This window comes from Pedobacter sp., from assembly GCF_037719805.1.
Classification (GTDB): domain Bacteria; phylum Bacteroidota; class Bacteroidia; order Sphingobacteriales; family Sphingobacteriaceae; genus Pedobacter.
The window spans coordinates 614480-639884 of sequence record NZ_JBBJLZ010000005.1; the positions used below are offsets into that span (position 1 = coordinate 614480).

25 protein-coding genes are annotated in these 25405 nt (G+C 39.9%); 13 read left to right on the plus strand and 12 right to left on the minus strand.

All coding sequences use genetic code 11. The annotated features are described in order from the left end of the window. Positions 1-179: 179 nt before the first annotated feature. The gene (locus WKF66_RS19090) at positions 180-1244 is read left to right on the plus strand and encodes an OmpA family protein (protein WP_489676087.1); all 1065 of its coding nucleotides are present in this window, start codon (positions 180-182) and stop codon (positions 1242-1244) included. A 2-nt stretch (positions 1245-1246) separates the two neighbouring features. On the opposite strand, the gene WKF66_RS19095 is transcribed toward WKF66_RS19090, so the two are convergent. Next, a complete protein-coding gene (locus tag WKF66_RS19095) occupies positions 1247-2128 on the minus strand; it encodes an EamA family transporter (protein ID WP_489676088.1) in 882 nt (293 codons plus the stop codon). Continuing rightward, positions 2125-3339, minus strand: a complete 1215-nt coding sequence (locus tag WKF66_RS19100; protein WP_489676089.1) for a hypothetical protein — start codon at positions 3337-3339, stop codon at positions 2125-2127. Before WKF66_RS19100 ends, WKF66_RS19095 begins: the two co-directional genes overlap by 4 nt. Before the next feature lie 138 nt (positions 3340-3477). On the opposite strand from WKF66_RS19100, the gene WKF66_RS19105 reads away from it, so the two are divergent. Then, entirely contained in the window at positions 3478-3939 is a 462-nt protein-coding gene (locus WKF66_RS19105) for a hypothetical protein (protein ID WP_489676090.1), read from the plus strand. 44 nt (positions 3940-3983) lie between these two features. Here the strand turns inward: WKF66_RS19105 and WKF66_RS19110 are convergent, their stop codons facing one another. Continuing rightward, the gene (locus tag WKF66_RS19110) at positions 3984-4331 is read right to left on the minus strand and encodes a helix-turn-helix domain-containing protein (RefSeq protein WP_489676091.1); all 348 of its coding nucleotides are present in this window, start codon (positions 4329-4331) and stop codon (positions 3984-3986) included. A 322-nt stretch (positions 4332-4653) separates the two neighbouring features. Between WKF66_RS19110 and WKF66_RS19115 the strand changes: the two genes are divergently transcribed. After that, the gene (locus WKF66_RS19115; protein WP_489676092.1) at positions 4654-4929 is read left to right on the plus strand and encodes a hypothetical protein; all 276 of its coding nucleotides are present in this window, start codon (positions 4654-4656) and stop codon (positions 4927-4929) included. On the opposite strand, the gene WKF66_RS19120 is transcribed toward WKF66_RS19115, so the two are convergent. Further along, positions 4913-5305, minus strand: coding sequence for a helix-turn-helix domain-containing protein (locus WKF66_RS19120; protein WP_489676093.1), 393 nt, complete (start codon positions 5303-5305; stop codon positions 4913-4915). The genes WKF66_RS19115 and WKF66_RS19120 overlap by 17 nt on opposite strands. A gap of 42 nt (positions 5306-5347) precedes the next feature. Further along, complete coding sequence (locus tag WKF66_RS19125) at positions 5348-5893, minus strand: UpxY family transcription antiterminator (RefSeq protein ID WP_489676094.1); 546 nt, start codon at positions 5891-5893, stop codon at positions 5348-5350. A gap of 406 nt (positions 5894-6299) precedes the next feature. On the opposite strand from WKF66_RS19125, the gene WKF66_RS19130 reads away from it, so the two are divergent. The 7 genes from WKF66_RS19130 to WKF66_RS19160 all read left to right on the plus strand — a co-directional run bounded on the left by WKF66_RS19130 (position 6300) and on the right by WKF66_RS19160 (position 14883). Then, complete coding sequence (locus WKF66_RS19130) at positions 6300-7034, plus strand: polysaccharide biosynthesis/export family protein (RefSeq protein ID WP_489676095.1); 735 nt, start codon at positions 6300-6302, stop codon at positions 7032-7034. A 12-nt stretch (positions 7035-7046) separates the two neighbouring features. After that, positions 7047-9404 (plus strand): GumC family protein, encoded by a 2358-nt coding sequence (locus WKF66_RS19135; RefSeq protein ID WP_489676096.1) that lies wholly within the window; start codon positions 7047-7049, stop codon positions 9402-9404. 114 nt (positions 9405-9518) lie between these two features. Next, complete coding sequence (locus tag WKF66_RS19140) at positions 9519-10757, plus strand: glycosyltransferase (RefSeq protein ID WP_489676097.1); 1239 nt, start codon at positions 9519-9521, stop codon at positions 10755-10757. Next, on the plus strand, positions 10754-11590 hold the full coding sequence (rfbF, locus tag WKF66_RS19145) for a glucose-1-phosphate cytidylyltransferase (protein WP_489676098.1): 837 nt from the start codon (positions 10754-10756) through the stop codon (positions 11588-11590). Before WKF66_RS19140 ends, rfbF begins: the two co-directional genes overlap by 4 nt. Positions 11591-11610: 20 nt before the next feature. Further along, the gene (locus tag WKF66_RS19150) at positions 11611-12933 is read left to right on the plus strand and encodes a WcaI family glycosyltransferase (protein WP_489676099.1); all 1323 of its coding nucleotides are present in this window, start codon (positions 11611-11613) and stop codon (positions 12931-12933) included. Between the two features lie 5 nt (positions 12934-12938). Further along, entirely contained in the window at positions 12939-13907 is a 969-nt protein-coding gene (locus WKF66_RS19155; protein ID WP_489676100.1) for a GDP-L-fucose synthase family protein, read from the plus strand. A gap of 10 nt (positions 13908-13917) precedes the next feature. Beyond that, entirely contained in the window at positions 13918-14883 is a 966-nt protein-coding gene (locus WKF66_RS19160; RefSeq protein ID WP_489676101.1) for a nucleoside-diphosphate sugar epimerase/dehydratase, read from the plus strand. Between the two features lie 22 nt (positions 14884-14905). Here WKF66_RS19160 and WKF66_RS19165 read toward each other — a convergent pair whose 3' ends face one another. The 6 genes from WKF66_RS19165 to WKF66_RS19190 all read right to left on the minus strand — a co-directional run bounded on the left by WKF66_RS19165 (position 14906) and on the right by WKF66_RS19190 (position 21139). Continuing rightward, positions 14906-15376: an FKBP-type peptidyl-prolyl cis-trans isomerase gene (locus WKF66_RS19165; protein WP_489676102.1), complete on the minus strand. Its 471-nt coding sequence runs from the start codon at positions 15374-15376 to the stop codon at positions 14906-14908. A gap of 440 nt (positions 15377-15816) precedes the next feature. Next, on the minus strand, positions 15817-16677 hold the full coding sequence (gene rfbA / locus WKF66_RS19170; protein WP_489676103.1) for a glucose-1-phosphate thymidylyltransferase RfbA: 861 nt from the start codon (positions 16675-16677) through the stop codon (positions 15817-15819). Between the two features lie 156 nt (positions 16678-16833). Further along, positions 16834-17685: a dTDP-4-dehydrorhamnose reductase gene (gene rfbD / locus WKF66_RS19175; RefSeq protein ID WP_489676104.1), complete on the minus strand. Its 852-nt coding sequence runs from the start codon at positions 17683-17685 to the stop codon at positions 16834-16836. A gap of 134 nt (positions 17686-17819) precedes the next feature. Beyond that, entirely contained in the window at positions 17820-18356 is a 537-nt protein-coding gene (rfbC, locus tag WKF66_RS19180) for a dTDP-4-dehydrorhamnose 3,5-epimerase (RefSeq protein WP_489676105.1), read from the minus strand. A gap of 327 nt (positions 18357-18683) precedes the next feature. Then, positions 18684-19739 carry a dTDP-glucose 4,6-dehydratase gene (rfbB, locus tag WKF66_RS19185; RefSeq protein WP_489676106.1) on the minus strand — a complete coding sequence of 352 codons (1056 nt, stop codon included), beginning with the start codon at positions 19737-19739 and terminating at the stop codon, positions 18684-18686. Between the two features lie 2 nt (positions 19740-19741). Beyond that, complete coding sequence (locus WKF66_RS19190; RefSeq protein WP_489676107.1) at positions 19742-21139, minus strand: nucleotide sugar dehydrogenase; 1398 nt, start codon at positions 21137-21139, stop codon at positions 19742-19744. 246 nt (positions 21140-21385) lie between these two features. Here WKF66_RS19190 and gmd point away from each other — a divergent pair, with 246 nt between their 5' ends. The 3 genes from gmd to fcl are packed head-to-tail and all read left to right on the plus strand — an operon-like array spanning position 21386 to position 24194. Continuing rightward, positions 21386-22498 (plus strand): GDP-mannose 4,6-dehydratase, encoded by a 1113-nt coding sequence (gene gmd, locus WKF66_RS19195; protein WP_489676108.1) that lies wholly within the window; start codon positions 21386-21388, stop codon positions 22496-22498. A 7-nt stretch (positions 22499-22505) separates the two neighbouring features. After that, positions 22506-23252 carry a WecB/TagA/CpsF family glycosyltransferase gene (locus tag WKF66_RS19200; protein ID WP_489676109.1) on the plus strand — a complete coding sequence of 249 codons (747 nt, stop codon included), beginning with the start codon at positions 22506-22508 and terminating at the stop codon, positions 23250-23252. Between the two features lie 9 nt (positions 23253-23261). Continuing rightward, positions 23262-24194 carry a GDP-L-fucose synthase gene (gene fcl / locus WKF66_RS19205; RefSeq protein ID WP_489676110.1) on the plus strand — a complete coding sequence of 311 codons (933 nt, stop codon included), beginning with the start codon at positions 23262-23264 and terminating at the stop codon, positions 24192-24194. Between the two features lie 67 nt (positions 24195-24261). Here fcl and WKF66_RS19210 read toward each other — a convergent pair whose 3' ends face one another. After that, positions 24262-25275 (minus strand): acyltransferase family protein, encoded by a 1014-nt coding sequence (locus WKF66_RS19210; RefSeq protein WP_489676111.1) that lies wholly within the window; start codon positions 25273-25275, stop codon positions 24262-24264. Between the last annotated feature and the right edge of the window lie 130 nt (positions 25276-25405).

Sequence of the window (25405 nt, forward strand, 5' to 3'; positions counted from 1 at the left end):
TTTTATGACTAGTCCAGGGGTTGCGGCCTACGCCGCAATGACGGAAGTAAAATTGGTAGCGTCCTCCGCCCAGTGACGGAAGTATAATTGGTAACGGCATACGCCGCAATGATTGTTACTAATTTAGCCCCTTGCGCTAATCGTTTAGATTTTGTTACTTTAAGAAACATAATTTCTCAATGATGACGAATACTCCTTTTCAAAAACTGTTAATTGCAATAACGTTGACAGCAGCAATTACCGGCTGCGGATCTTCTTCTGATAAAAAAGAGGCTAGCGACTCAGATTCATTGGTAACAGTTGCTCCACCTACAGAAGAACAGGCTACAACTACTTCAAAAGAAGAATTTAAAGAATTTGATTGGAATGCAGTTCCACAATCATCTTCTCAAGTTGGTGAATTCCCATATATTACTGCGCCTGAAGGGTATTTCATTTCGGATAAGGGGGGATGGAATGAATCCAAAACAGGCTACTCTGAAATTAAAGACTTCAATAAGCTTATTATTTACAACGGAAGCTCATTTTATAATGCCGAAGGGAAAGTGGCTAAATTGAAGTTTAGAATGAGGGTAGAAGACGCTGATTGGAACCAGTATAAATTTGACAGCAGTGTAGATAAATACCTCAGCAGTATCGGTGCGAAATTATTAGGCAAGCTTCAAATCAATAATGCGCAAAAGGAATTCCTTAACAAGGATGACGATATGGCCATCTATAATCACATTGTCGGCGATCCTTACAATGAGCCAGTCAGATTTTATGCGCTGAATCACGCAAACGCCAGGATTATGTTTCAGATCTTTTCAAATTCGGCTAGTGGTGAAATTGCAGTTGTAGAGTTAGCAGCATTCGAGCAGACAATCAAAGCACCCACAGCAGCACAAATGAAAAAAGATATTGATGCCAATGGTAAAGCCATACTAAACATTAACTTCGATACGGACAAGTCAAATTTGAAACCGGAGGGGCAGAAAGTAGTAGATGAAATCCTAACATTAATGCAGAACAATGCCGATCTAAAGATCGCAATCGAAGGTCATACGGATAATGCAGGTTCAGCTGTTGCCAATAAAAAACTATCAACCGAACGTGCAAGCACCATTTTAAAATCATTAACCAGCAGAGGTGTTACCGCAGGCAGGCTTACAGCCGCAGGCTACGGTGCTGAGCGCCCTCTAGTAGCGAATGATAGTGAAGCCAACATGGCCAAAAACAGAAGGGTAGAACTTGTCAAAAAGTAACATTAGAAATTGGAGTAATAAGAAACTGCCGCTGCGCCCGATAGCACTAGAAAAATACCCAGCCCTTGTTTCTTACTAATTGATTCATTTAAAAACAGCAGCGCGTATGCTATTGGTACAACTATCCCTACTTTTCCTACAATGTTAAGTGTTGCTACGCCAAAATAGCGGTAAGACAAAGAGTTAAATACTGTTCCTAGAAAGATCAAAGTTCCCAAAGCGATCAAATACTTTCCGCTGTGCTGGAAAGCAGCGCCGATGAATTGAATCTTCAACCCGGCTACAACAAACAACAAGAAATTCATGAACAAAATGGTGCTTTCCAGCAACAGTGAAAAATTAACCACCCCAAATGCGCCTATCGGAAACTTCAGGAAACTGTAACCCAAACCCCAGCAAATCGAAGCCAGCAAAATATAAAGCATTCCTATCTTAAAAGTTCGAAAGGCCCTCCAGTTAGACTTCTCAACTATCAATGCTACACCTGCTAAAGTCAGCAGCATCAAGGCAATCGCATTAATTTGCGGAACCTCATGATAAACGACTATAGAAACCATCACGGAAATCAGGAAGGTAAAAATACTTACCAATGTAATAGAAACGGAAACAGGACAGTGTTTGAGCGACTTCACATAAAAGTATTGTCCGCCATAACAAACAATGCTCAGGCCGACCGCTAAACTAAAATCACTGATCGTAAAAGTACTGGCGTCTCCAAGTCCAAAGCCATATAAGAACAACAAAAGGCCAACGAAAAGCGAAGTTGTAACCAGACTTCTTCCTAACATAGAAACCAGTTCATGATTTTTCTTATTCACATTTACCCAGAGACAGTCTGCTACACCAAAACTGAAAACGTAGATCAACACGACTATATACTTCATTCTCCTGCTATAGGTTCGAAATAGCTAAATCCTGTTTTAAACAGAGGTCTAGTGAGGTCGCTACCAATGGCCGCTTGCTCTGTAGCATCGGTCACCATCCTTATCTTTGCATCCAATAACTGAATATTGAAATAGTCTTCAACCAGCCAATTTATTTCTCCAACCAATGGGATAAGTTCGTTCGCTTCTGTAAACCTGTTTGTATAAGCAAATGCCCGAATCAGCATAATTTTCATTGGCATCAGCCAAAAGCCTTTATCCATCCCATCGGTGATTAAATGTTTCTTCTCATAAACCGGAAGAAGAATGTCAATAACCAGATCAAAGCATCCAGCTAAACTCAGGTACTCTGCTATTGCCAGCTCGAATTCAATGTCGAAAGAATGAAAGCCATGCTGGTTGACGCTTTCTGCAGCCTTAAGTCTGGCGATCACCAATTCAATACACTGTTGTTTAGCATCTGCCTCGCCGTTGATATGTTGATTTAGAATTTTAGTTCCAAGATAACGGGCAATTACAAATGGATGCTTAATTAAAGCCAGGTCTATTGTACAGATCACATTGTGATACATCTTTGCGGTTGGATAGTCGCGTTGAAGTAAAGCAGATAGAAATAACATCGCATTGCCAAATACCTGCGCTTCCGGATCCTTCTTATACTTTAAGTACAGCGTATATCCTTGCCCAAATCCTTTCCCCAACCCGCTGATATATGGGAAATGCTCAAAGAAATAGTTATGCGCTGTAGGGTTTTCGGAAATCATGGGGATCAACATGTCATACAAATACTTATCGCTAAACACACGTTTAAGAATTCCACTAATGGCATTTGAATAAACTGCGTTGAACTCTCCTTTGGCAATTGCCGGAACCTCCACTTCAAAAAAGGCCTTATAGATTTCGGCTTCCTGATAACCGGTGCTTGGCTGAGTTAAGTCCAGCTGTTGATTTACAAGCTGACCAAAATTTGAGTATCCGCAATAAATACTGAGTATGTCGGCTGTGGAGCGTGAAATGCAACCCGTGGATTTGATCAATTTGAAGAAGCGTCGAAAGGTCTGACTACTAATCAGGCTACCAGTTTTCTTAAAAACATCCTGAGAAAGTGTGTGACAATCGTTGTAAGTAATGATGCGCTTTCCAAATTTAAGCTGAAGTTGGTGTTCAAGAAAGGAAAGCTCTTCCAGATAGGAGATCGCATTTGAGTGCATTAATATTGGCTAGGTGCTAAATGTACAAAATTGTACAATATAATTCCAGTTAAGCTAAGTATTTTCGAATCCATTAATTACGGTCATCCCATAACCAGAATTTTTAAACCAACAAATTAAACCACTTATTTAATTGTAATGACTAATCTAAAAACCTTGATGGCTATGGGAGCCTTCGGCCTGTTTGTACTACTATCACCTACCTCCAACGTAACTGCTCAAAAGAAAAAGCCTAAATGTGGTCCGGAATTAACAACAAAATGCAGGTATGGCTTCGCTCCTTACAAAGCGGGTTACCCTTCGGTCAGCAAGCTCACCCCTTCTACTTTTGGAAACTGGAAAAGACTAATTGCTTACAACTTTACGTTAGCTGAGCTTTATGCCATTGCGTATGGAGCGGGCAATACCATCTCCGATGCAAAATCACGTGTTGACGTTCGTAATCCGGAGAAGCTTAAGGCTAAGTATTGCTATGAACTGAACACGCCTCCTGAACTGGCTGACGGGATGTTCGTGATCATGCTTCAGCATCTGGAAGATCGTTTCCCAGAGTACACTGCTTCTGTATCTTCCCTGAATGGGGGAAGTAATCTGTACTAAACTAGTGGGCGGTCAGATTTACTGACCCGCCCAATACCTATCATTTACCTATCGCTTACCTGAGTAAGAAGTTTTGCATGTCTTTCCAGCAATTCTATATACTTGTCTTTCCAATGGTAGCTTTCACTGTCCATAATACGGTCAGCGGCATGCTCAATTTGCTTCGGCTTCTTATTACTCATTTCCTCCTTGAATTCAGGAAACATCGCTGTAAAATCGAACTGTATAGCTTCGCCTATACAACTGATCGTACGTGGTTTAAGCCTTGCCTGGTTAAACCAGTTGTATACGGAGCGCCTGTTAACATGAGTTAACCTTGCAATGTCAGTGATCGAGTGGCCGTTACGTCTAACAATCTTTTCTATTAATTGGCCGTGATGTTTATTATTCATAGCTTAAAATTCAGTGGTTCAATGAAATTAATTATGTCATATTAATTATTAACACACCCTTTTTTCACAATATGTAGAAATGTCGGGTAAAATCTCTACATTAGAATGGCATTAAAGCTCCGCGTTGGTATTATAGAGCCCTAATACAGTAATAGTTGCAATTTTGAAACCAGAAAATAGGTGATGAGGGTAGCAAGCGCAGGGAGGCTACCCTAAGGGAAGTTTAGAATGTAACAGAAATAAGATAAACAACTTGTTTTTCTAAGTCCAGATATGTAGATTTGTCCCTGTGAGGTAGGTACTTACAAATAAAATAAACTAAATGATGATTGAAACAGTCGATACTCTTCTACCCGTATTGAATCTTGACGGAATACCTTACGTAGTTAATTTAAAGGAGTATGAAAGTTTTAGGAAAGAATGTGAGCGCTTTATGGACACTGACGGGGATAGTATGCTCGTTATGACTCAAATTATCTCAGATCAACTGATTGATTCTGCGAAAGACAATACTAAAGTTGCGGAACTTCGTCCACAGTTAAAGTTTTTGAGAGAACTTGGCTTTCTTCTTAAAGTACTGGTTAGCCCTGCGGGCTAACCGTATCGGCATTGGTAGGAGCATTACGTTCGAAGTGAGCCAACAACAGTTGGTTGTGACGTTCCAGCAGTTCAATATATTTATCTTTCCAGATATTACCTTCAATGGAAGGTTCCTGAGCAACTGCCTCTTCCTGGTTAGGCGTGAAGTCTTGTTGTATAAATTCATCGTACTGGTACAGACTGGGAAAAACTGTAGATAGATCATGATTGATGACCGCACCTATCCTGTAAATGATTTCAGGTTTCAAGTGTCGTTGGTTAAACCAGTTGTACACAGATCTACGGTTGACGTTTGTTAGACGCGCCAATTCCGTAATACTAAAACCATTTCTTCTAATTATTCTTTCGATCGTTTGACCGTGATGAAGTTCCATATGAACACTTTATAATTCCCCGATATCGGAGAGAGTTAAAAATTAATTAAATACGCTTTCTGTTAAACTAAGTGACTTCGGCGTCACCTTTACTTTCGCAATTAAACCACAGTCTAATCCTTTCATTACAAACACAACCTGTTTGCCCCTAACCTCAACAACTTCTCCCTTAAGGTTGAACAATACACCATCGTTAAAACAAACGTTATCACCTTTATTCAATCCCTTCATATTGACACATTCAATATCTTCGTAAAGACTAACTGAATTTCTAATCAATAGTATCTCAGCTGGCGAAACTTCAGCTACTCTTCCAAAGTCGCGGACATAACCGATAACTCCGTCAATCTGTAGGATCCTTTGCTCTTCGACACCGTCGACTTGTACAAATAGATAAGAACTGAACAACGGCACTTCCACTATCTTCTTACGATCGGCCCATTGTTTCTTTGTTTTCACAACCGGACAAAAGCTATTGAATCCTGAACGTTTCAATAGTTCATCTGCTTTCTTTTCCCAGTTCGATCTGGTATAGATAACCCGCCATTTTTTAGACGAAGTTTGGTTTGTTAAAGAGATGTTATTCATAGATGCCTTTAATTATGATACGAAAGTAGAAATAATTGATTGTTCGATAGTTACGTTTAAAATGGTTGTATAACACTTTGTGAAATTTTGTAAAGTTTAGCTAATAACAGAGCTAACACCTTTGTGAATACGAAAAATGAAGACTGTGCACACAGATAGAAGTGCCTTTAAAGCACTTTTATGCCCAGTTTTTCACACAATTGCACACTTTCCCAAGGAATTCTCACCACTATACGTTCTACTTCCCATACGATTTAAACGTTCTTTCATTTAAAATTCCGCCCCTACTTTTACAGAATAATTAGCTATCACAGTTAGTCTCAGATAGATAATTGAACTCATTTATTTTTATATAAGCCACCTGTAAGTGGAGTGGCGAAGCTCTATCATTCAAACAAAAAAACCTATGAAATTCATCAATTGCTTAATGTTATGTGTACTCCTATTTGTATTAACCTTAACATCCTGCACCTCTTACAAGAAGATCCAGTATTTTCAAGACCTTAAGTACTCTAATGGGAAACCGGAACCTATTACCAACTATCAGCCGATAACCATTCAGCCATCAGATATTTTAAGTATTAGCGTAACCAGTCTTAATCCACTGGCTTACAATGACTCTCTTGGTAGAGTAGTCGGCTACTCAGTTGACATAGATGGCAATATTAAGCTCCCACTCCTGGGTAAAGTTAAAGTTGGCGGCCAAACTACAGCAGCGGCTGAGGAGCAAATTCAAGGTCAGTTGAAACCATTTCTTAAAAACCCGGAGGTAATTGTTCATATGAACAACTTTAAAATATCAGTGATGGGCGATGTTGCAAGCCCTAACGTATACAATGTAACAAGCGATCGCATAACCGTTACTGAGGCGCTTAGTATGGCGGGTGACCTTAACATTACCGCACAGAGTAAAAATATCTTATTGGTAAGAGAAACCAATGGTCAAAGAGAATTTATACCTCTAGACCTTACTTCGGTTAAGTTGTTCAATTCACCATATTTCTACCTGAAGCATCACGATATGATATACGTCCAGCCTGATAAAATAAAATACGCCGGATTAGACGGGGGTACCCGTACTTTCAGTCTCGTGCTCTCCAGTCTCTCTGTGATTGTTGTCCTAATTACAACTTTACTTTAATATTTCAACCCTATGAAATCTGAAAAACCTATGTATTTGCCCTATTCTCCTACGGAGGAAGCGGAGGAAAAAAACGTCCGATCTATCATAGCGCGGTATTTATACCATTGGCCTGTGTTTTTGATCTGCCTTGGCCTTACGCTGGGAGTTGCCTATTTTTACAGTCAATCTTTAAAAACTGTAAATCAGGTAACTGCGAAAATCACGATTAAAGATGAAAAAAGCCAGGCATCAGAAAAAGATGCTGCACTACAGCAACTTAACATCTCTTCACAGCCGAAATTAATTGAAAGTGAGATCGAAATTCTTCGCTCGAGACCAATGATCGGCAAGCTCGTGAATGACCTAGATCTTTGGGTGTCCTATATTGAACCCGGCCGCTTCAAAGAAGTTGATCTGTTCAATGCATCACCAGTAAAGTTCAAACTTTTAAAACCTGCAAGTTCCAGACATTATACAGAATATGCCGTCACTATTCTGAGTCCTCAACGTTTCTCTTTCAGGGAAGGAGAGGGTAGAAATTTCACTGCAAATTTTGGCACTACAGTTAATACCGCCGTTGGTAGCTGGAAGTTAGACCTTCAACCAAACCAGAAACAATGGATAGGCAAGGAACTAAAGCTTCGCCTAAGTAATCCGGAGGATGTCATCACTAGATATCAGTCGGCAATTAGTACGGCAGTCAATAAATCTGCACCAATTATCGATCTTAGGCTAGTAGATGAAGTGCCTCAACGCGGTGAACTGGTACTAAATCGAATGATAGAGGATTATAAGAAGTTCAATATCAATGAAAAGAATAAGGAAACAGAAAGCACATTGCGTTTTATCGACCAACGTCTTGCTTTGTTAAGCGGCGAACTGACCACTGCAGAAAAAAATGTTGAAGGATATAAAAGTAGCATTGGCTTAACTGATATCTCCTCAAAGTCTTCTTACTATCTGTCAAATGTACAGGAGAACGATACGCGTCTAGGGGAGATTGACATGCAAATCAATGCCATCGGTGAGATTGAAAAATACGCGAACTCAAAGAATTCCGAAAGTGTACCTGCCACCATTGGCATGACTGATCCCGGACTAGTAAGTTTGGTTAGTCAGTTGAGTAAACTTCAGCTTCAAAAAGATAGGTTGTTAGCGATAACTCCTCAAGGAAACCCGATATTTAACACATTGGATGAACAGATCAAAAGCACCAAACAGGCGCTAAAGAATAACATTCAGAGTATAAAATCAACTTTACTAAGCTCCCGCCGCCAGCTGAGCAGGGTCAACAATAAACTTGAGGGATCGATCAGAAGCATTCCTGGTCAGGAAAGACAGTATGTCAGCATCAAAAGACAGCAAGGCACAAAAGAAACCTTGTATCTTTTTTTATTACAAAAAAGGGAAGAAGTGGCAATGAGCTATGCTTCGACGCTAACCGATGTACATACTGTGGAATCCGCTTTTTCTCGACCGCTTCCTTCTAAAAAGTCAATGATCTACAGCTTTGCTATTATAGCTGGGCTAATCTTGCCAGCAGGGTTTATCTTCGCAAGAGAAACATTTAGAAATAAGGTTTTAACGACCAAAGAGATTGAAAAAGCGACTAGAGTACAGGTCATTAGCGAGATCGTAAATAAGCAAGGGCAGTTACCAATAGTAATTGCCAACTCTAGAAACTCCTCTCCGATTGGTGAACAGTTCAGGGCTTTACGTACCAATTTATCCCAAATAACTTATAATAAAGAAAGGGGTAAAGTTATTCTTTTCACTTCAAGCATCTCTGGCGAAGGCAAGAGTTTTGTCTCCAGTAACATCGCCGTTTCACTTGCCTTGTCAGGAAGAAAAACCATCATACTAGAACTTGACTTGAGAAAACCGAAGCTCACTCAAATATTTAATTTGGATACCACAGGACCAGGACTTGGAGACCTGCTTAATGGTACAGTTGCTAAGGAGCAAGTGATTCAACAGACCTCCCAACATCCCAATCTTTTTGCAATGCGCGCCGGCGGAGCAGTTGACAATCCCTCGGAGCTTCTAGAAAGTCAGCGAATGGCTGATTTAATAGAGGCGTTGCGTGACGAGTACGACAACATTCTTATTGACTCCCCGCCGCTACGACTGGTTACAGACGCAATGATCCTAGCTCCTTTGAGTGACATGACTATGTATCTGATTAGACAGGGATACACAGGCAAAGAAGAATTAGAATTTATAAAGCAATTAGAAGATGAAAATGCCCTTCCAAATCTAAGACTAATTTTTAACGGACTTGAAAATGACCGATACGGTTATGGTTACAACTATGACTATAGCTATTACTCAGGACCGGCTACTCCAGATGCGAAGACCCGTGTGCAAAACTTCTTCAAAAGGTTTTAGATTACCTTAAAACTTCCTTAAAAATGCTACCCGTTTCGACATGAACAACGCCCTTAATCAAATCGAAAGTATTTATATCGAAATCACCTTCCAAGAATTGCCGCATACAGAAATATGAAAAAATACTTACCGATGAAAGTCCTGCATGTAGTTTCATCAATGAATCCCAAATATGGAGGAGTTTCCCAGGCTATAAAATCAATCATCACCAGCATCGCCGCTTTTGGTGTTCACAACGAAATTGTATGTTTAGACCGTCATGACGCTCCGCACTTTGTTGATTCAGAAATTGTTATACATGCCCTTAACGATGGCCTTGGACCCTGGCGTTACAACAGCCGACTTAGTAATTGGTTGCTAGCCAACCTCAGCTATTTCGATGTTGTTATTATGCACGGTCTATGGCAATACCCGGGTTATGCGGTAAGGCAGGCGCTTACGTCATTAGCTTCCGGATCTTCAGCAATCAGCTTACCTAAGCTGTTTGTAATGCCACATGGTATGCTTGACCCCTATTTTCAGCGTGCTTCAGGGCGCAAATTGAAAGCAATCCGCAACCAGGTCTATTGGAAATTAATCGAATCGCGTCTTGTTAACGAAAGTGATGCTTTGTTGTTTACTAGTCAGGAGGAGTTATCCTTAGCAACCACTGGGTTTAAACCTTATCACCCTCGAAATGCAGCTGTAGTCGGAATGGTAGTAGAACCTCCCCCATTATTTCTGGATAGCATGAAAGATGCATTTAACAATGCCTGTCCGGGGGTAAATAACGCACCTTACCTGCTTTTTATAAGCAGAATTGATGAGAAAAAGGGAGTTGATCTACTCATTAATGCCTATTTAAATGTGCTTAAACGAACAGAAGAAAATGTGGAGAACATCCCTCTTGCAGGTTTGCTCCCTAAACTAGTCATCGCCGGCCCTGGCCTGGACACTCCATTTGGCAAACAAATGCAGGCAATTGTACAGGCCAACAGAGAGTTACATCAAATGATCATATTTCCTGGCATGCTAGCCGGAGAGGCAAAATGGGGTGCATTTTATGGCTGTGATGCCTTCATCCTTCCCAGCCACCAGGAAAACTTCGGTATTGCAGTCGTAGAGGCCTTAGCCTGTGGAAAACCGGTACTGATCTCAGACCAGGTAAATATCTGGCGGGAGATCAATGAAGTTGGGGGATGCTATGTGTCTGCAGATACTTTATCTGGAACCGAAAAATTACTTGACTTCTGGATCCGTGCATCCTATAAACAAAAGCAAGCCATAGGTAGAAATGCGCTTTACGCTTATAAACACAATTTCTCTATGAAATCTACGTCAGTTAAAATTCTTGATGCGCTCAACAATCTATGAAAGCAGTGATAATAGCCAAAGGCTCCGGTACCACCTTCAGTGAAGACGGTGCCCTTATTCCGAAAATTATGGTCAAGATAGGTGAAAAACCTATGCTGTGGCACATCATGAAATCCTATTCCTGCTACGGCATTAACGATTTTATTATTTGCTGCGGCTACAAGAGTAATGTGATCCGGGAGTACTTTGCAAATTATCACCTCAATAATTCTGACGTCACCTTTAGGCTAAGGGACAACACTATGGAACTGCACAGTAACCTCACAGAACCATGGAATGTGACCTTGGTAAACACAAGCCAAGATAGTACAACCGGAGGCCAGTTGAAAAAAATAAAAAATCATATAGGAGATCAAACGTTTTGCATGACCTATGGGAATGCCTTAAGCGATGTTAATATCCGTGATTTGATTAGCTTCCACCGTTCAGCCGGCCTTATGGCTACATTGATTGCTGTTCAGCATACCGGACGTTCAGGTATGTTCCACCTAAAGGAGCAAGAAACGAAAGTCAATTCTATGCGAGAAAAACTTAACGGCTCAGAATTGCTATGGACCAATGGTGGTTATTTCGTTTTAGAGCCGGAGATCTTGGATTACATCGAAGACGAAGAAAATGTTTGGGAAAAAGAAACTCTTGAAGGTCTTTCCGGTGAGGGCCAACTTTCTGCCTATCGTCATACGGGCTTCTGGAAGCCTATGGATACACTAAATGACAAAAATGTGCTTGAAAAGCTTTGGCAAAGTGGCACTGCGCCATGGCACGAGCATGTAATTAAAAATCAGTATCAGAACTTATCTCCTTCAGCCAACTTAAAAGCTTTAAAAAACTAACCAAATATATCTTATTAACCATGGAAAGCAAAACAACAAAAAAACGTATCTTACTTGTGGGGATCAATTTCTCACCAGAGCTTACTGGCATCGGTAAGTACTCAGGTGAGATGATCAACTGGATGGCAGATAACGGAAATGAGTGTACGGTAGTAACCACATTTCCATACTACCCGACCTGGAGTGTTCAGCAGCCCTATAGTGGAAAGTTTTATAAACGTGAGCGATCAAAAGGTGGGAACGTTGACGTGTTCAGGTGCCCTATCTATGTCCCTGCGAACCCAAGCGGAGCTAGGCGGATCCTTCACGATGCAAGTTTTTTCCTTTCGTCTTTCCTGGTGATCTTCATGCTTTTGTTCAAAAAACGCCATGATTATATAATTTGTATGGCTCCTCCTTTCCATATTGGTTTTCTGGGCCTCTTCTATCGTTTCTTCAAAGGAGGAGAACTGGTATATCATATTCATGACATGCAAATTGAGGCAGCCCGAGATTTCGAGATTATCAAATCGAAACACATTTTCGGGTTCCTGTTCAAGCTGGAGCGCTTTATTTTAAATCATACTGACCATTTAAGTACCATCTCAGTGGGAATGGTTCAAAAAGTAAAGGCCAAGATATACAGGGATATCATTCTTTTCCCTAACTGGGTAGATACGGAGTTGTTCAGTCCGCTACCAGACCGTGATCACCTAAAACAGACCTGGGGCTTCAGTCCTAATGATAAGGTGGTATGCTATTCAGGCAGCATTGGTGAAAAGCAGGGATTGGAAAGCCTGATTCGGATTGCCAAACAGACCGAAAACGAAGCACACATTAAGTATGTGATTTGCGGAAACGGTCCTTACCGACAGAGACTAATGGAGATGGCGGCAGAGCAGGGTCTTGTTAATATGCACTTTATGGATCTGCAGCCATTGGAAACCTTTAATGTCTTTTTAAATATGATCGATGTGCACTTGGTCTTGCAAAAGAAAAGTGCATGCGACCTGATGATGCCCTCGAAGCTGACCACGATTTGGTCAGCCGGCGGTCTTGCCTTGGTAACTGCCCAACAAGGTACAACGCTTCACACCGCTATTAGCGAACATAAAATGGCAGTAGTGATCGACTGTGAAAATGAAGAATTGTTAAAGCAAGCAATTGTCCGCTGCTGTAAGGAAGACTTCAGTACAGAGACCACAAATGCGAGAGCTTATGCGCTCACACACCTAAGCAGAGCGAACATCCTTAAACAATTCATGGCTGACCTTGGCGACTTTAGTTCTAAGGAAGATCCCATAAAAGTGGTAGATATTAAAGGGGTTGTTAAACATCAGAAACAAACATCCTTGGCAAGCTAAACCTTATGAACCGCTACCTAAACTTAATGGAAGACTTGAACGTCCGTATTTACGTGGCGGGTCACAATGGAATGGTCGGTTCCGCAATTACAAGGGAACTTAAAAAGCTAGGATACACTAATTTGATTTTACGTTCCTCGAAAGAGCTTGACCTTTGCGATCCGCAGGCTGTGAAAGAATTCTTTCGGAAAGAGAAGCCGGAATATGTGTTTGTGGCAGCTGCAAAAGTTGGCGGCATCATGGCCAACAACAAATACAGGGGCGAATTTATCTTTCAAAACCTGACGATCCAAATCAATGTCATTGAGTGCGCAAGAGTTCACAAGGTTAGAAAATTGCTTTTCCTAGCTTCCTCCTGCATTTACCCGAAGCAGGCGCCTCAGCCAATTAAAGAAGAATATCTACTAACAGGCTCGCTTGAGTACACTAATGAACCGTATGCAATTGCTAAAATTGCGGGCATAAAAATGTGTGAAGCCTACCGGAACCAATACGGCTGCAACTTTATAAATGTGATGCCTACAAACCTGTATGGGCCTAATGATAACTATGACCTGGAGAAAAGCCATGTTCTGCCTGCGATGATCCGTAAATTTCATGAGGCTCTGGTAAACCGGGAAGAAAACGTGGTTATCTGGGGAACCGGTAGCCCGCAACGTGAATTTCTTTATGTAGACGATCTTGCAGAAGCCTGTGTGTTCCTTATGAAGAACTACAATGAGCAAGGCGTACTGAATATTGGCACCGGTCATGACCTGAGCATAAGTAATCTTGCAAAATTGATCGCAGCCGAAGTCGGCTTTAAGGGAAATATCGTATATGACACGTCCAAACCAGACGGAACACCTAGAAAACTACTGGACGTAAGCAAGATAAATACTATTGGCTGGAAACACAAAACACATATCAGCGAAGGCATCAAGCTATCTTACCAAGATTTTCTGAAAAATATAAACCACTGGCAAACCGCTTAAAAATACCAAAATGGCAATTCAAACACGTTACGTTTATATCATTGGCTACATCTTACCAGTCACTGATGTGATCATACTCACGCTATATCTGATCACCTTTTACCATCTAACTGGTTTTATGGGCGGTCTCCCTGCTGAAGTAGGGAAGAACTATTTAATCATTTGCAACCTGATCTGGCTATTGAGTTCAGCCATGGTTAGACTGTATACGGTTAACGGAGCTGAAAAATCGAAGCAGCTTTACATCCTCACGCTTAAAAGTATACTACTTCATGCGGTTATGTTTTGTATTTATCTCGTTTTCTCGCGAGTCAACCACTTTTCAATAACGCTCATCTTAATATTTTACGCTGCTTTTACCTTCGTATTTCTTACGAGCCGCCTATTGGGTAGCGAATTGCATCATATCTTCCTAGATAAAGATAAGGCCTCCAAAAAGGTTGCGATTTTAGGTTCAAACGATACAGCTGTAAAATTCTCCTCCTATCTCTTGCACCAGCGAAACTTAGACTTCTATGGATTTTTGGGCAACGATGAAAGTATGCACTTAAATAAAGACGGCTTGCTGTCAACTGATTTAAACCAAATTTTCTCTGAGGCTTTGAAGTTCGGCGTAACAGATATTTATGTGGCTGTGGCAATGAGCAGGATTTCAGAAGTTACCACTCTTATTCAAGAAGCTGACCGGAATTGCATACGTCTAAAGTTCATACCAGATCTCAGTAATACCTTAATGGCTCCCTATACGATGAGTTATATTGGCAATCAATTTCCGGTGATTACCTTATCAAATGCAGCCTTGGAAAAACCGGTCTACGGCTTAAAGAAACGAGTATTTGATATCGTGTTCGGTGCATTGCTTATTCTACTGATATTTATATGGCTGTTCCCGGCATTGTCCACTGTGACTAAGTTGGAAAATAAAAAGACCGCCTACAAAGGTGGCAATACGGTAACCCCATATTCAAGGCAATAGCATCAATACGGGGCTATGAAGTCTATTTAACAGCCTTCTTCTGGCTTACCAATTCAAGATCAAAGATCAAAATTGAATTGGCTGGTACTTCTGGTTTTGGTACATATTTACCATACCCAAGCGATGAAGGTACATAAAGCTTCACGCGGCCTCCTGGTCTAATCTTGTTTATCCCAACTTGCCATCCCTGCATTGCGTTTATAAACAAAATCTCCCTGTTAGCTACGTTATCAAACTGCTGACCGTTCAATAACGATCCTTTATAGTTCACTGTTACCGTTGAAGTATATACAACCGGATCTCCCCCTCCTGCTTCTATAATCTGGTAATAGACTCCAGATTGATCTTTAGTAGCGTCTATACTATTACTACTTAAATAACTTCTGATCATTGCGTCCTCATCTGGTAACGGCGCATCCTGTTCAAACTTTTTACAAGCAGTTGAAAACATTAGCACTAAGGCAATTGCGTAAAGAGTAGTTTGTTTGGTCATGGTATGGTGATTTTTATATGACCAAATATAGCTTAATGGAATACAACTAAAAGCTATATCACACAACTTATAGCTCTATTTTTAAGGCTTTTGTCAGTTCGGTATAAATTTTGTCTTCAAAAGCGTCCTAAAAATTAAACATTCCTGGCAAAACCTTAGCCCTATCATCAAAATATTCTCCTATAATCAAAACGTTCTCCTGAGATTTTAGTATTTGGCAAACCCATTGAAGCTGCAATGACAGGTTATACGCCCGTCCTTCCTGAATTCGTCATGCCGGCGAAGGCCGGTATCAGGACCTCGGCATAGCGATGCCACCCAGTTCGAGGTTGCGGCCTACGCCGCAAGGACGGGGATAGGGTAAACTGTCATTGGTAATTTATTTCAGGACCCCGGCCCTACTAGAGCGAGATCCTGAATTAAATTAAGGAGGAAGTGTATTATTTTATCAGCTTCAAAAGGTATTGACCATACCCGCTCTTAATAAGAGGCGTAGCCACAGCTCTTAGACCTTCTGCGTCAATGAAACCCATACGGTAAGCTACTTCCTCAATTGAGCCGATTTTCAAGCCCTGACGCTCTTCAATTACCTGAACAAATTGTCCGGCTTGCATCAAGGAGTTAAACGTACCTGTATCTAACCAGGCAGTTCCACGGCTTAACACACCCACCTTCAGTTTGCCTTGTTCCAGGTAAACTTTATTTACATCTGTAATTTCGTATTCTCCACGTGGAGATGCCTTAATATTTTTAGCGATCTCAACTACAGTATTATCATAGAAATACAATCCAGGAACCGCGTAGTCAGATTTCGGCTCAATAGGTTTTTCTTCGATAGAGATCGCATTCTTGTGCTCATCAAATTCGACCACACCATAGCGTTCAGGATCAGAAACCTGGTAAGCGAATACAACGCCACCTTCTGGATCAGAACTTTCCTGTAGCAGCTTGGACATACCGTCACCATGGAAGATATTGTCTCCTAAAACCAGAGCTACCTTATCATCACCGATGAAATCAGCACCAATTACGAAGGCCTGAGCTAGTCCGTTTGGCTCCGCTTGTACTGCATAAGAAAACTTACAACCCAACTTACTACCATCACCTAACAACTTTTCAAAGTTTGGCAAGTCATGAGGAGTAGAGATAATCAATATCTCATTGATACCAGCAAGCATCAGAGTAGATAGTGGATAGTAGATCATCGGCTTATCATAAACCGGCATCATTTGTTTACTCATTACCAAAGTAAGTGGGTGCAAACGTGTTCCACTACCACCAGCTAAGATTATTCCTTTCATATTTTTAAATATTTTAATCTGTCATCATTATTCTAACCCGTCATCCTGAATTTATTTCAGGACCTCGAAAGAGCGATGCCGCCCAGTCCGAGGTACCGGCCTCCGCCGGCAAGACGATAGTAAAAAAAGTTACCCGTCATCATGATGACGGCAGTATTAGCTTAACGCCTTTATACACTTTACTAAACTATCTCTCCAATAGGGAACTTCTATTCCAAACACCCCTTTAATTTTGCTTTTATCCATTACAGAAAACTTAGGCCTTATCGCTTTCGTTGGATAGGCCGATGTTGGAATCGCATTGACCTGAACCTCGGTTCCACTAATTTCAAATATTGCTTTTGCGAAATCATACCAGGATATAGCACCCTCGTTGCTATAGTGATATATTCCGTACTCCGTTTTACCAGAGTCAATAATATCAAGAATTGCTCCCGCTAAATCAATGGCATAAGTGGGCGTACCAATCTGATCTGCGATTATACCCAGCTCATCCCGCTCCGCCCCCAGCCTCAACATTGTTTTCACGAAATTATTCGCAAACTCGGAGTACAACCAGCTGGTACGTAAAATGTAATGTGCTGTTAAGTTGGCAACGATGTCTTCCTCACCTTCAAGTTTAGTCAAACCATATATACTGATTGGCTCAGCAAGATCATCTTCATTTAGCAATTCAACAATGTCTCCTTCGAAAACAAAGTCGGTAGATACATGGACTAACACAACGTTGAACTCCTTACACAGCAAAGCGATGTTTAAAGCACCAGTTTTGTTAACCGCTCTACACAAATCAACCTCATCTTCTGCCTTATCTACTGCAGTGTAAGCAGCACAGTTAATTACGTATTTCGGTTCAACCCTCTCAAAGAGACTCTTCAAACCAGGAACATCAAGGATGTTTCCCTCATTTTCGTCAGGAAACTCCAAGAAGTCAATATTTCTTTTAGCGGCAACAGCTTTCAGGCACTGCCCTAACTGTCCCGATGCACCAAGTACAAGTGTTTTCAAATCTTTATCTATGTAATTGTTATGTTCTCATTTATGTAGCGAGGTCCTGAAATAAATTCAGGATGACGGATGTCAATCCCGTCATGCGAAGCCCACCCCGTCATGCCGGCGCAGGCCGGTACCTCAAACCTAGTCTAAACCTCCAACTGCGGTAGCGCCACATCCTTTTCACTCAAACTCATCCTGTCAGCTGGTATTCCCCAATCAATTCCTAGCTTTGGATCATTATAAACGATCCCACCTTCAGAAGCCTTATTATAGTTATTGTCGCATTTGTAAGCAAACACAGCTGTCTCAGAAATAACAGAGAAACCATGTGCAAAGCCTCGTGGGATGTAGAACTGCAAGTTATTTTCAGCTGTAAGCTCCAGGGATACCCACTGACCATAAGTTTCAGAACCTTCACGGATGTCTACTGCTACATCAAGCACTGCACCGTCAATGACTCTTACCAGCTTCGCCTGAGCATATTCCCCTTTTTGAAAGTGTAACCCTCTTATTACGCCGTAAGTAGATGCACTTTGATTGTCTTGAACAAAGTGGCCGGACTGACCGGTTAACTCTTCAAATTTTGGTTGATTGAATGTTTCAAAGAAGTAGCCTCTACTATCTTTGAAGACAGTGGGTTCAATTATAAAACATCCTTTCAATTTAGTTTCTGTTACTTTCATTAACCTAGCAGGTATTTTTAATTTAATTATTCATTTTCCAAGCGTATAAGACCGTTTGGATCTTCAATTCTAAAGGATAAAATTCCTAAACCTGGCAAAGATAAAATTCTAATATTTTTTTAAACAACTATTGGTTTTAATTAAATATTAATTCTACATTAGAATCCTCGGAATTATCACTAACCAAATCATCTCTAAACATGGAAATCCTTCTTTTTACTTTCGCCGCCTTTTACACTGCATTCTGGATCTGGTTGTACTTCGAAGCCAAGAAAGCCATTATAGTAGAAGACGACCAATCCTTTTAGGAATGGTCGTCTTCAAAAATTATCTTTCTGCGTATTGATTCTCGTAATAAGATTGATAGTTTCCAGAAGTTACATTATTTAACCATTCTTCGTTAGTTAAATACCAATCAACCGTTTTAGCTAAACCTTCTTCAAACTGTAAGCTTGGCACCCAGTCTAACTTCTCCTGAAGTTTGGTGGAGTCAATGGCATAGCGCAAATCATGACCAGCACGATCGGTAACATAGGTAATCAGCTTTGTGGAAGATCCAGCTTCACGAGCCAGTTTTTCGTCCATGATACCACAAAGCAACATGATCAAATCAATGTTTTTCCACTCATTATGACCACCGATGTTGTAGGTTTCACCGGCTTTAGCCTGATGAAATATAACATCAATAGCGCGGGCGTGGTCTTCTACCCATAACCAGTCACGCACATTCTCGCCTTTACCATAAACAGGTACGGGCTTATTATTTTTTATATTATTAATTGCAAGAGGAATCAACTTCTCAGGAAAATGATGTGAGCCATAATTGTTCGAACAATTAGAGATTACGATATCGATACCATAAGTATCATGATAAGCACGAACAAAGTGATCAGAGCTTGCTTTTGATGCAGAGTAAGGACTGTGTGGATCATAAGCTGTTGATTCCGTAAACATACCTGTTTCGCCTAAAGCACCGTATACTTCGTCAGTTGACACATGATAGAAACGCTTTTTATCATAGTCACCTTTCCAATACTCACGGACAGCATTAAGCAGGTTTACAGTTCCAATTACATTCGTCATTACAAATGCGGTAGGGTCAGTAATGGAACGGTCTACATGAGACTCTGCAGCTAGATGAACGACTGCATCAAAGTTCTCCTTTTTAAAAAGTTGATTGATTTCCTCTGCATCAGTGATGTCAGCTTTAACAAATGAGTAATTAGGCTGATTTTCAATATCTGTAAGATTTGCCAAGTTACCAGCATAGGTAAGCTTGTCTAAGTTTACAATATCGTAATCAGGATAATTAGTAACAAACCTGCGAACTACATGCGAACCAATGAATCCGGCGCCACCAGTAATTAGAACCTTTTTCTTCATAATTACCTTACGCCTATTGAAGTCACTTTAAATCCAATTGCTCTTAATTTATCGGCATCTAAAATATTACGTCCATCAAATATTTTGGCTGGCTTCAACATACTGTCATAAATTCTCTGCCAATCATATCCTTTGAACTCATCCCACTCTGTTAAAATTGCGATGGCATGCGAGTTTTCACAGGCACGATATGGATCATCAAATACCTTAACATAGTCTGCATTCTCTTCCGGCTTTCTTGTAGCTAAATAATCCAAATCTCCATATACCTGTGTTGCATTTACCTTTGGATCATAGACCCTAATTTTAGCCTGCTCATTTAACAACTCATCTGCAACATAAATTGCGGCAGACTCACGAGTATCATTAGTGTCTTTTTTAAATGCCCATCCCAGGAAGGTTATTTTTTTACCTGAAACCGTATTGTATAGATTACGAACTATATTTAAAGCGAAACGTTTCTTCTGATGATCATTCATGATAATCACTTGTTCCCAATAATCTGCTACTTCCTGTAAACCGAAAGAGCGTGATATGTACACAAGGTTTAATATATCTTTCTGAAAACAAGAACCACCAAATCCTACCGAAGCTTTCAAGAACTTAGGGCCGATACGACTATCGGTTCCAATTGCCCTTGCAACTTCATTAATATTCGCTTCAGTTTTCTCACACAATTCAGAAATAGAGTTGATTGAAGATATTCTTTGAGCTAAATAAGCATTAGCTACTAATTTAGAGAGTTCTGATGACCAAACATTTGTAGTCAAGATTCGCTCAGCAGGAATCCAGTTTGCATAAACGTCAACCAAGGCCTGAACAGCTTCCTGACCTTCAGGTGTGGAATCGCCACCGATCAATACACGGTCTGGTGCTAAAAGATCCTCAACAGCAGTACCTTCTGCTAAAAACTCCGGATTTGAAAGCACTTCGAATTTCACTCCACTTCCAGTATTATGCAAGATATCACGAACTGCCTCTGCCGTTCTTACTGGTAAGGTGGATTTCTCTACAATAATTTTATCCGTTTTGGAAACCCTCGCAATCTGACGGGCACACAATTCTATCCACTTTAGGTCTGCTCCCATCCCTTTACCAGCACCATAAGTTTTGGTTGGCGTGTTTACGGAAATAAAAATCATTTCAGCCTCTTCTATAGCCTTATCTACGTCAGTTGAGAAGAATAAGTTCCTTCCCCTTGCTTCTGCAACCACATCACTTAGTCCCGGTTCATAAACCGGAATATTGTTTACATCCTCGTCATTCCATGCAGCAATTCTGGCTTCATTCAAATCGACTATTGTTACTTTAATATGGGGACATTGTTTGGCTACCACAGCCATAGTTGGTCCTCCTACATACCCTGCACCGATGCAGCAAATACTAGTGATGTTTTTCATTTAAGAGTTTTCAAATTTATATGCGATAATAATTAAACAGCTAAAAGCAAATTAGGCTTTTTTTTACAACTAATGCTACTAGACACCAATACAAAAAACCTTAGTGTAAAAAGTACACAAATATAAGTTATTTAACTATAAATGAATACCTTTGTGATACAGCAATCTTTTTAAAGATAAAAGTATATCAAAAATTCATAAATAGAGAGTGTAAACCATAAAACCACCTAAAATTCCTATAAATCAATGAAAAAAGCGCTTATTACAGGCATTACTGGTCAAGACGGAGCCTATCTTGCAGATCTATTGTTAAAAAAGGGTTATGAAGTTCATGGCATCAAACGCCGTAGCTCCTTATTCAATACAGACCGTATTGATCATCTTTACCAGGATCCTCATGAAAGCAATGTGAAATTCGTTTTGCATTATGGTGATTTGAGTGACTCTACAAACTTGATTAGAATCATACAACTTGTACAACCAGATGAGATTTACAATCTGGGTGCAATGAGCCATGTACAAGTTAGTTTTGAAACGCCTGAATATACTGCTAATGCAGATGGTATCGGAACATTAAGAATCCTGGAAGCAATTCGTATATTAGGTTTAATTGAAAAAACAAAAGTGTATCAGGCTTCTACCTCCGAACTTTATGGATTGGTACAGGCAGTTCCACAATCAGAAACCACTCCTTTCTACCCACGCTCACCATATGCAGTAGCAAAAATGTATGCCTACTGGATTACCGTAAACTATCGCGAAGCTTATGGCATGTTCGCTTGTAATGGTATTCTATTTAATCACGAAAGCCCATTACGTGGAGAAACGTTTGTAACCAGAAAGATAACCCGTGGTACTGCTAAGATTGCTTTAGGCTTACAAGACAAATTGTATCTTGGTAATTTAGATGCAAGAAGAGACTGGGGTCATGCTAAAGATTACGTGGAGGCAATGTGGCTAATCTTGCAACAAGATAAGCCTGAAGATTTTGTTATCGCTACAGGAGTTACTACAACCGTTCGGGATTTCATCAAAATGGCATTCTTAGAAGTAGGAATCGCATTAGAGTTTTACGGAGAAGGCGCTGAAGAAAGGGCTAAAGTTGTTTCTTGCAGCAATCCTGAATTCCAGGTAGAAATTGGTAAAGAAGTGGTAGCTGTTGATAAGAAATACTTCCGGCCAACAGAAGTGGAATTATTGATCGGAGATCCAACAAAATGTAAAGAGAAATTGAACTGGGCACCAAAATATGATCTTGGTGGATTAGTAAACGATATGATGAATTCTGACGTTGAATATTTCAAGAAAGAAAAAATGTTAAAAGCTGCAGGTTATACCGTTAAAAACCAATTCGAATAAGCATTTCATGCTTGAAAAGAAAAGACTAATAGCTATAGATATCTCAAGAGGCACTTACAAAGACTTTGTAGGTGCCATTTTGAATTATGCAAAAGCCAAAACTTCATCTTATGTTTGCCTGGCAAACGTACATATGGTAATTGAGGCCTATGAACACCCTGAATTTGCAGACATTGTAAATGGTGCAGATTTGGTTACTCCAGACGGCATGCCGCTCACACAGGCTATCAAATCACTTTATAACGAAGAACAGGAAAGAGTAGATGGCATGAGTCTGCTTCCTGTCTTACTTGCTGAAAGCGAAGAAAATAATCTGTCAGTTTATTTCTACGGTTCTTCACAAGAAACACTCGATTTAACTTCAACGCATTTAGCAGAAAATTATCCAAATTTACAAGTAGCAGGAATGTATTCTCCGCCCTTCCGTAAACTTACGTTTGCGGAAGAACAAGAAACTGTGGAGAAAATTACAGCCTCAGGTGCTAACATTGTGTTTGTTGTTTTGGGCTGTCCAAAACAGGAAATGTGGATGGCAAGTATGAAAGGAAAGATTCCAGCAATAATGCTGGGCATTGGTGGTGCATTGCCAGTACTGGTAGGACAGCAGAAACGGGCTCCAGAATGGATGCAAAAAAATAGCCTGGAGTGGTTATATAGGTTGGCGCAGGAACCTTCCAGATTATTTAAAAGGTACTTTAAAACAAACACCATGTTTATGTACCTCATGGCAAAAGAAAAGCTCAGAATAAATTAGAAATTATTAATGGAAAAAACAGCAAAGATATATGTAGCAGGTCACAACGGTATGGTTGGTTCTGCTATCGTCAGAAAATTGAGATCAGAAAGTTTTGATAATATTATTACCCGGTCCTCTAAAGAATTGGATCTGCGCAACCAGCAAGCGGTAACTGACTTTTTTTCGTCTGAAAAACCCGATTACGTATTTCTTGCAGCAGCTAAAGTTGGGGGGATCTTAGCAAACAATATGTATCGTGCAGACTTCCTTTTTGAGAACCTGATGATTCAGAACAATGTGATACATTCAGCATATCTCAACAAAGTTAAGAAATTGATGTTTTTAGGTTCTTCTTGTATTTACCCAAAGCTTGCTCCACAGCCTTTGAAAGAAGAATACCTTTTAACTGGTGAGCTCGAACAAACCAATGAGCCCTATGCTATTGCAAAGATTGCAGGTATCAAACTATGCGATGCTTACCGTGCTCAATACGGGTGCAACTATATTTCGGTAATGCCTACAAACCTGTATGGCCCTAATGACAATTATGACTTGAACAACTCTCATGTTCTACCAGCATTGATTAGAAAAGTAATCACAGCGAAAAACAATGGAGATAAGACTGTCACCATCTGGGGTACAGGAACACCAAAGAGAGAATTCTTATATGTAGATGACTTGGCTGATGCTTGTTTTTATTTGATGGAAACCTACGATGAACCAGGTTTAGTGAATGTTGGTGTAGGAAATGATGTTTCTATTCTTGAATTAGCTGAATTGGTAGTCAAAATAGTAGGTTTTGATGGCTATATTGTCACTGATACTACAAAGCCTGATGGGACCCCAAGGAAATTAATGGATGTAACGAAACTTACAGCTAAAGGTTGGAAAGCCAAAATTTCTTTAGAACAAGGTATTACAAAAGTTTATGAAGAGGTTAGAAACTTAAAATGGAGTTAATAAGGAAGAGCTAACAGATGAGCACCGTCGATAAAGGCTATTTTTATATTAAATCAAGTTCATCTATTTAAACCGGCTTCAATCTTCCATAAAGTGTGAAATTCAACACCCTGCTTAACTGTGCGATCCTCATAATCATTAAACAAACTACAATTATTAGTACTGAGAAAACTATGCTAATTGAAATTAGCAAAAGAAAGTTCATTTTATCTAAGAGAAGCGTAGATGGCAGAACGTAGATGATCGAGAATTGAGTAACATATATTACGAGGGAATTTTTTCCAAGTGCTTGTATATACTTGTCAGCCCACAGAGTCCACTTAATGCTCCTTACTATGTAATATATGCAAATAATAGCCGCAGTTGATAAAACCATTTTCAATAACAAATTAATTATGGAACTACTCAGAAAATCGTAATAGCTGCATAAAGTAGAAAAAATGAATATGCTTATCGAGAAGGTAATGTTCTTCAACACGACAACCTGTATAAAATCATATTTCGAAAGAAATATACCACTAAAGAAGAATATGTAGTGTAAGAGTAGGGAATCAGCATAATTTACAACCTGGAATTGTCTCAACATCAATAGTGGTAAGGTCAGGATTAGTAAAAATACGATGTCTATGAAGAATTTTTTTTGCCTATTAAATTTATTTGAAGCCCTTAAGAAGAGTGTATAAATTAAATAAAAGAGAAACAAATACCACAAAAACCACAACCCACCTGCTGGATTCGTGATTATACCTAACAAAACACTTTTAGGGTTATAAGTAATGTCATTATTAAAAAACAATGGATTAACAAGTAGAGGCCAAGAAAAGAAAGGGATCAAAATTCCAATTGCCTTCTTCTTCAAAAAAAGAAAGTAGTTATCTAAATCCATTTGTCTAATTGTTTTAAAGGCTACGTATCCGCTGATGAACATAAACAATGGCATGTGGAAAGAATAGATAATCTCGAATAGTTTACCGCTCTTAGATTCAACTGTATTGTATTGAAGAAAGTGACCTAATACAACTAGAAAGATAGCGACTCCTTTCAATTGATCTATGTATACTATTCGTTCCTTAACTTGCATGATACCTTTTTATGTCTAAGGTAGACATTTTACCTGATTTCGCCCACCTTTTTTTGGATAATAGGGCAGTTTAATACCCAAATTTGGAATATTAAATTAAAAGAATTGTTCATGAATAAACTTTCCTATT

What these genes read in the sequence shown, in the direction of transcription:
- WKF66_RS19090 (WP_489676087.1), top strand. Translation starts at nt 180, where the DNA reads ATGATGACGAATACTCCTTTTCAAAAACTGTTAATTGCAATAACGTTG.
- WKF66_RS19095 (WP_489676088.1), bottom strand. Translation starts at nt 2,128, where the DNA reads ATGAAGTATATAGTCGTGTTGATCTACGTTTTCAGTTTTGGTGTAGCA.
- WKF66_RS19100 (WP_489676089.1), bottom strand. Translation starts at nt 3,339, where the DNA reads ATGCACTCAAATGCGATCTCCTATCTGGAAGAGCTTTCCTTTCTTGAA.
- WKF66_RS19105 (WP_489676090.1), top strand. Translation starts at nt 3,478, where the DNA reads ATGACTAATCTAAAAACCTTGATGGCTATGGGAGCCTTCGGCCTGTTT.
- WKF66_RS19110 (WP_489676091.1), bottom strand. Translation starts at nt 4,331, where the DNA reads ATGAATAATAAACATCACGGCCAATTAATAGAAAAGATTGTTAGACGT.
- WKF66_RS19115 (WP_489676092.1), top strand. Translation starts at nt 4,654, where the DNA reads ATGATGATTGAAACAGTCGATACTCTTCTACCCGTATTGAATCTTGAC.
- WKF66_RS19120 (WP_489676093.1), bottom strand. Translation starts at nt 5,305, where the DNA reads ATGGAACTTCATCACGGTCAAACGATCGAAAGAATAATTAGAAGAAAT.
- WKF66_RS19125 (WP_489676094.1), bottom strand. Translation starts at nt 5,893, where the DNA reads ATGAATAACATCTCTTTAACAAACCAAACTTCGTCTAAAAAATGGCGG.
- WKF66_RS19130 (WP_489676095.1), top strand. Translation starts at nt 6,300, where the DNA reads ATGAAATTCATCAATTGCTTAATGTTATGTGTACTCCTATTTGTATTA.
- WKF66_RS19135 (WP_489676096.1), top strand. Translation starts at nt 7,047, where the DNA reads ATGAAATCTGAAAAACCTATGTATTTGCCCTATTCTCCTACGGAGGAA.
- WKF66_RS19140 (WP_489676097.1), top strand. Translation starts at nt 9,519, where the DNA reads ATGAAAAAATACTTACCGATGAAAGTCCTGCATGTAGTTTCATCAATG.
- rfbF (WP_489676098.1), top strand. Translation starts at nt 10,754, where the DNA reads ATGAAAGCAGTGATAATAGCCAAAGGCTCCGGTACCACCTTCAGTGAA.
- WKF66_RS19150 (WP_489676099.1), top strand. Translation starts at nt 11,611, where the DNA reads ATGGAAAGCAAAACAACAAAAAAACGTATCTTACTTGTGGGGATCAAT.
- WKF66_RS19155 (WP_489676100.1), top strand. Translation starts at nt 12,939, where the DNA reads ATGAACCGCTACCTAAACTTAATGGAAGACTTGAACGTCCGTATTTAC.
- WKF66_RS19160 (WP_489676101.1), top strand. Translation starts at nt 13,918, where the DNA reads ATGGCAATTCAAACACGTTACGTTTATATCATTGGCTACATCTTACCA.
- WKF66_RS19165 (WP_489676102.1), bottom strand. Translation starts at nt 15,376, where the DNA reads ATGACCAAACAAACTACTCTTTACGCAATTGCCTTAGTGCTAATGTTT.
- rfbA (WP_489676103.1), bottom strand. Translation starts at nt 16,677, where the DNA reads ATGAAAGGAATAATCTTAGCTGGTGGTAGTGGAACACGTTTGCACCCA.
- rfbC (WP_489676105.1), bottom strand. Translation starts at nt 18,356, where the DNA reads ATGAAAGTAACAGAAACTAAATTGAAAGGATGTTTTATAATTGAACCC.
- rfbB (WP_489676106.1), bottom strand. Translation starts at nt 19,739, where the DNA reads ATGAAGAAAAAGGTTCTAATTACTGGTGGCGCCGGATTCATTGGTTCG.
- WKF66_RS19190 (WP_489676107.1), bottom strand. Translation starts at nt 21,139, where the DNA reads ATGAAAAACATCACTAGTATTTGCTGCATCGGTGCAGGGTATGTAGGA.
- gmd (WP_489676108.1), top strand. Translation starts at nt 21,386, where the DNA reads ATGAAAAAAGCGCTTATTACAGGCATTACTGGTCAAGACGGAGCCTAT.
- WKF66_RS19200 (WP_489676109.1), top strand. Translation starts at nt 22,506, where the DNA reads ATGCTTGAAAAGAAAAGACTAATAGCTATAGATATCTCAAGAGGCACT.
- fcl (WP_489676110.1), top strand. Translation starts at nt 23,262, where the DNA reads ATGGAAAAAACAGCAAAGATATATGTAGCAGGTCACAACGGTATGGTT.
- WKF66_RS19210 (WP_489676111.1), bottom strand. Translation starts at nt 25,275, where the DNA reads ATGCAAGTTAAGGAACGAATAGTATACATAGATCAATTGAAAGGAGTC.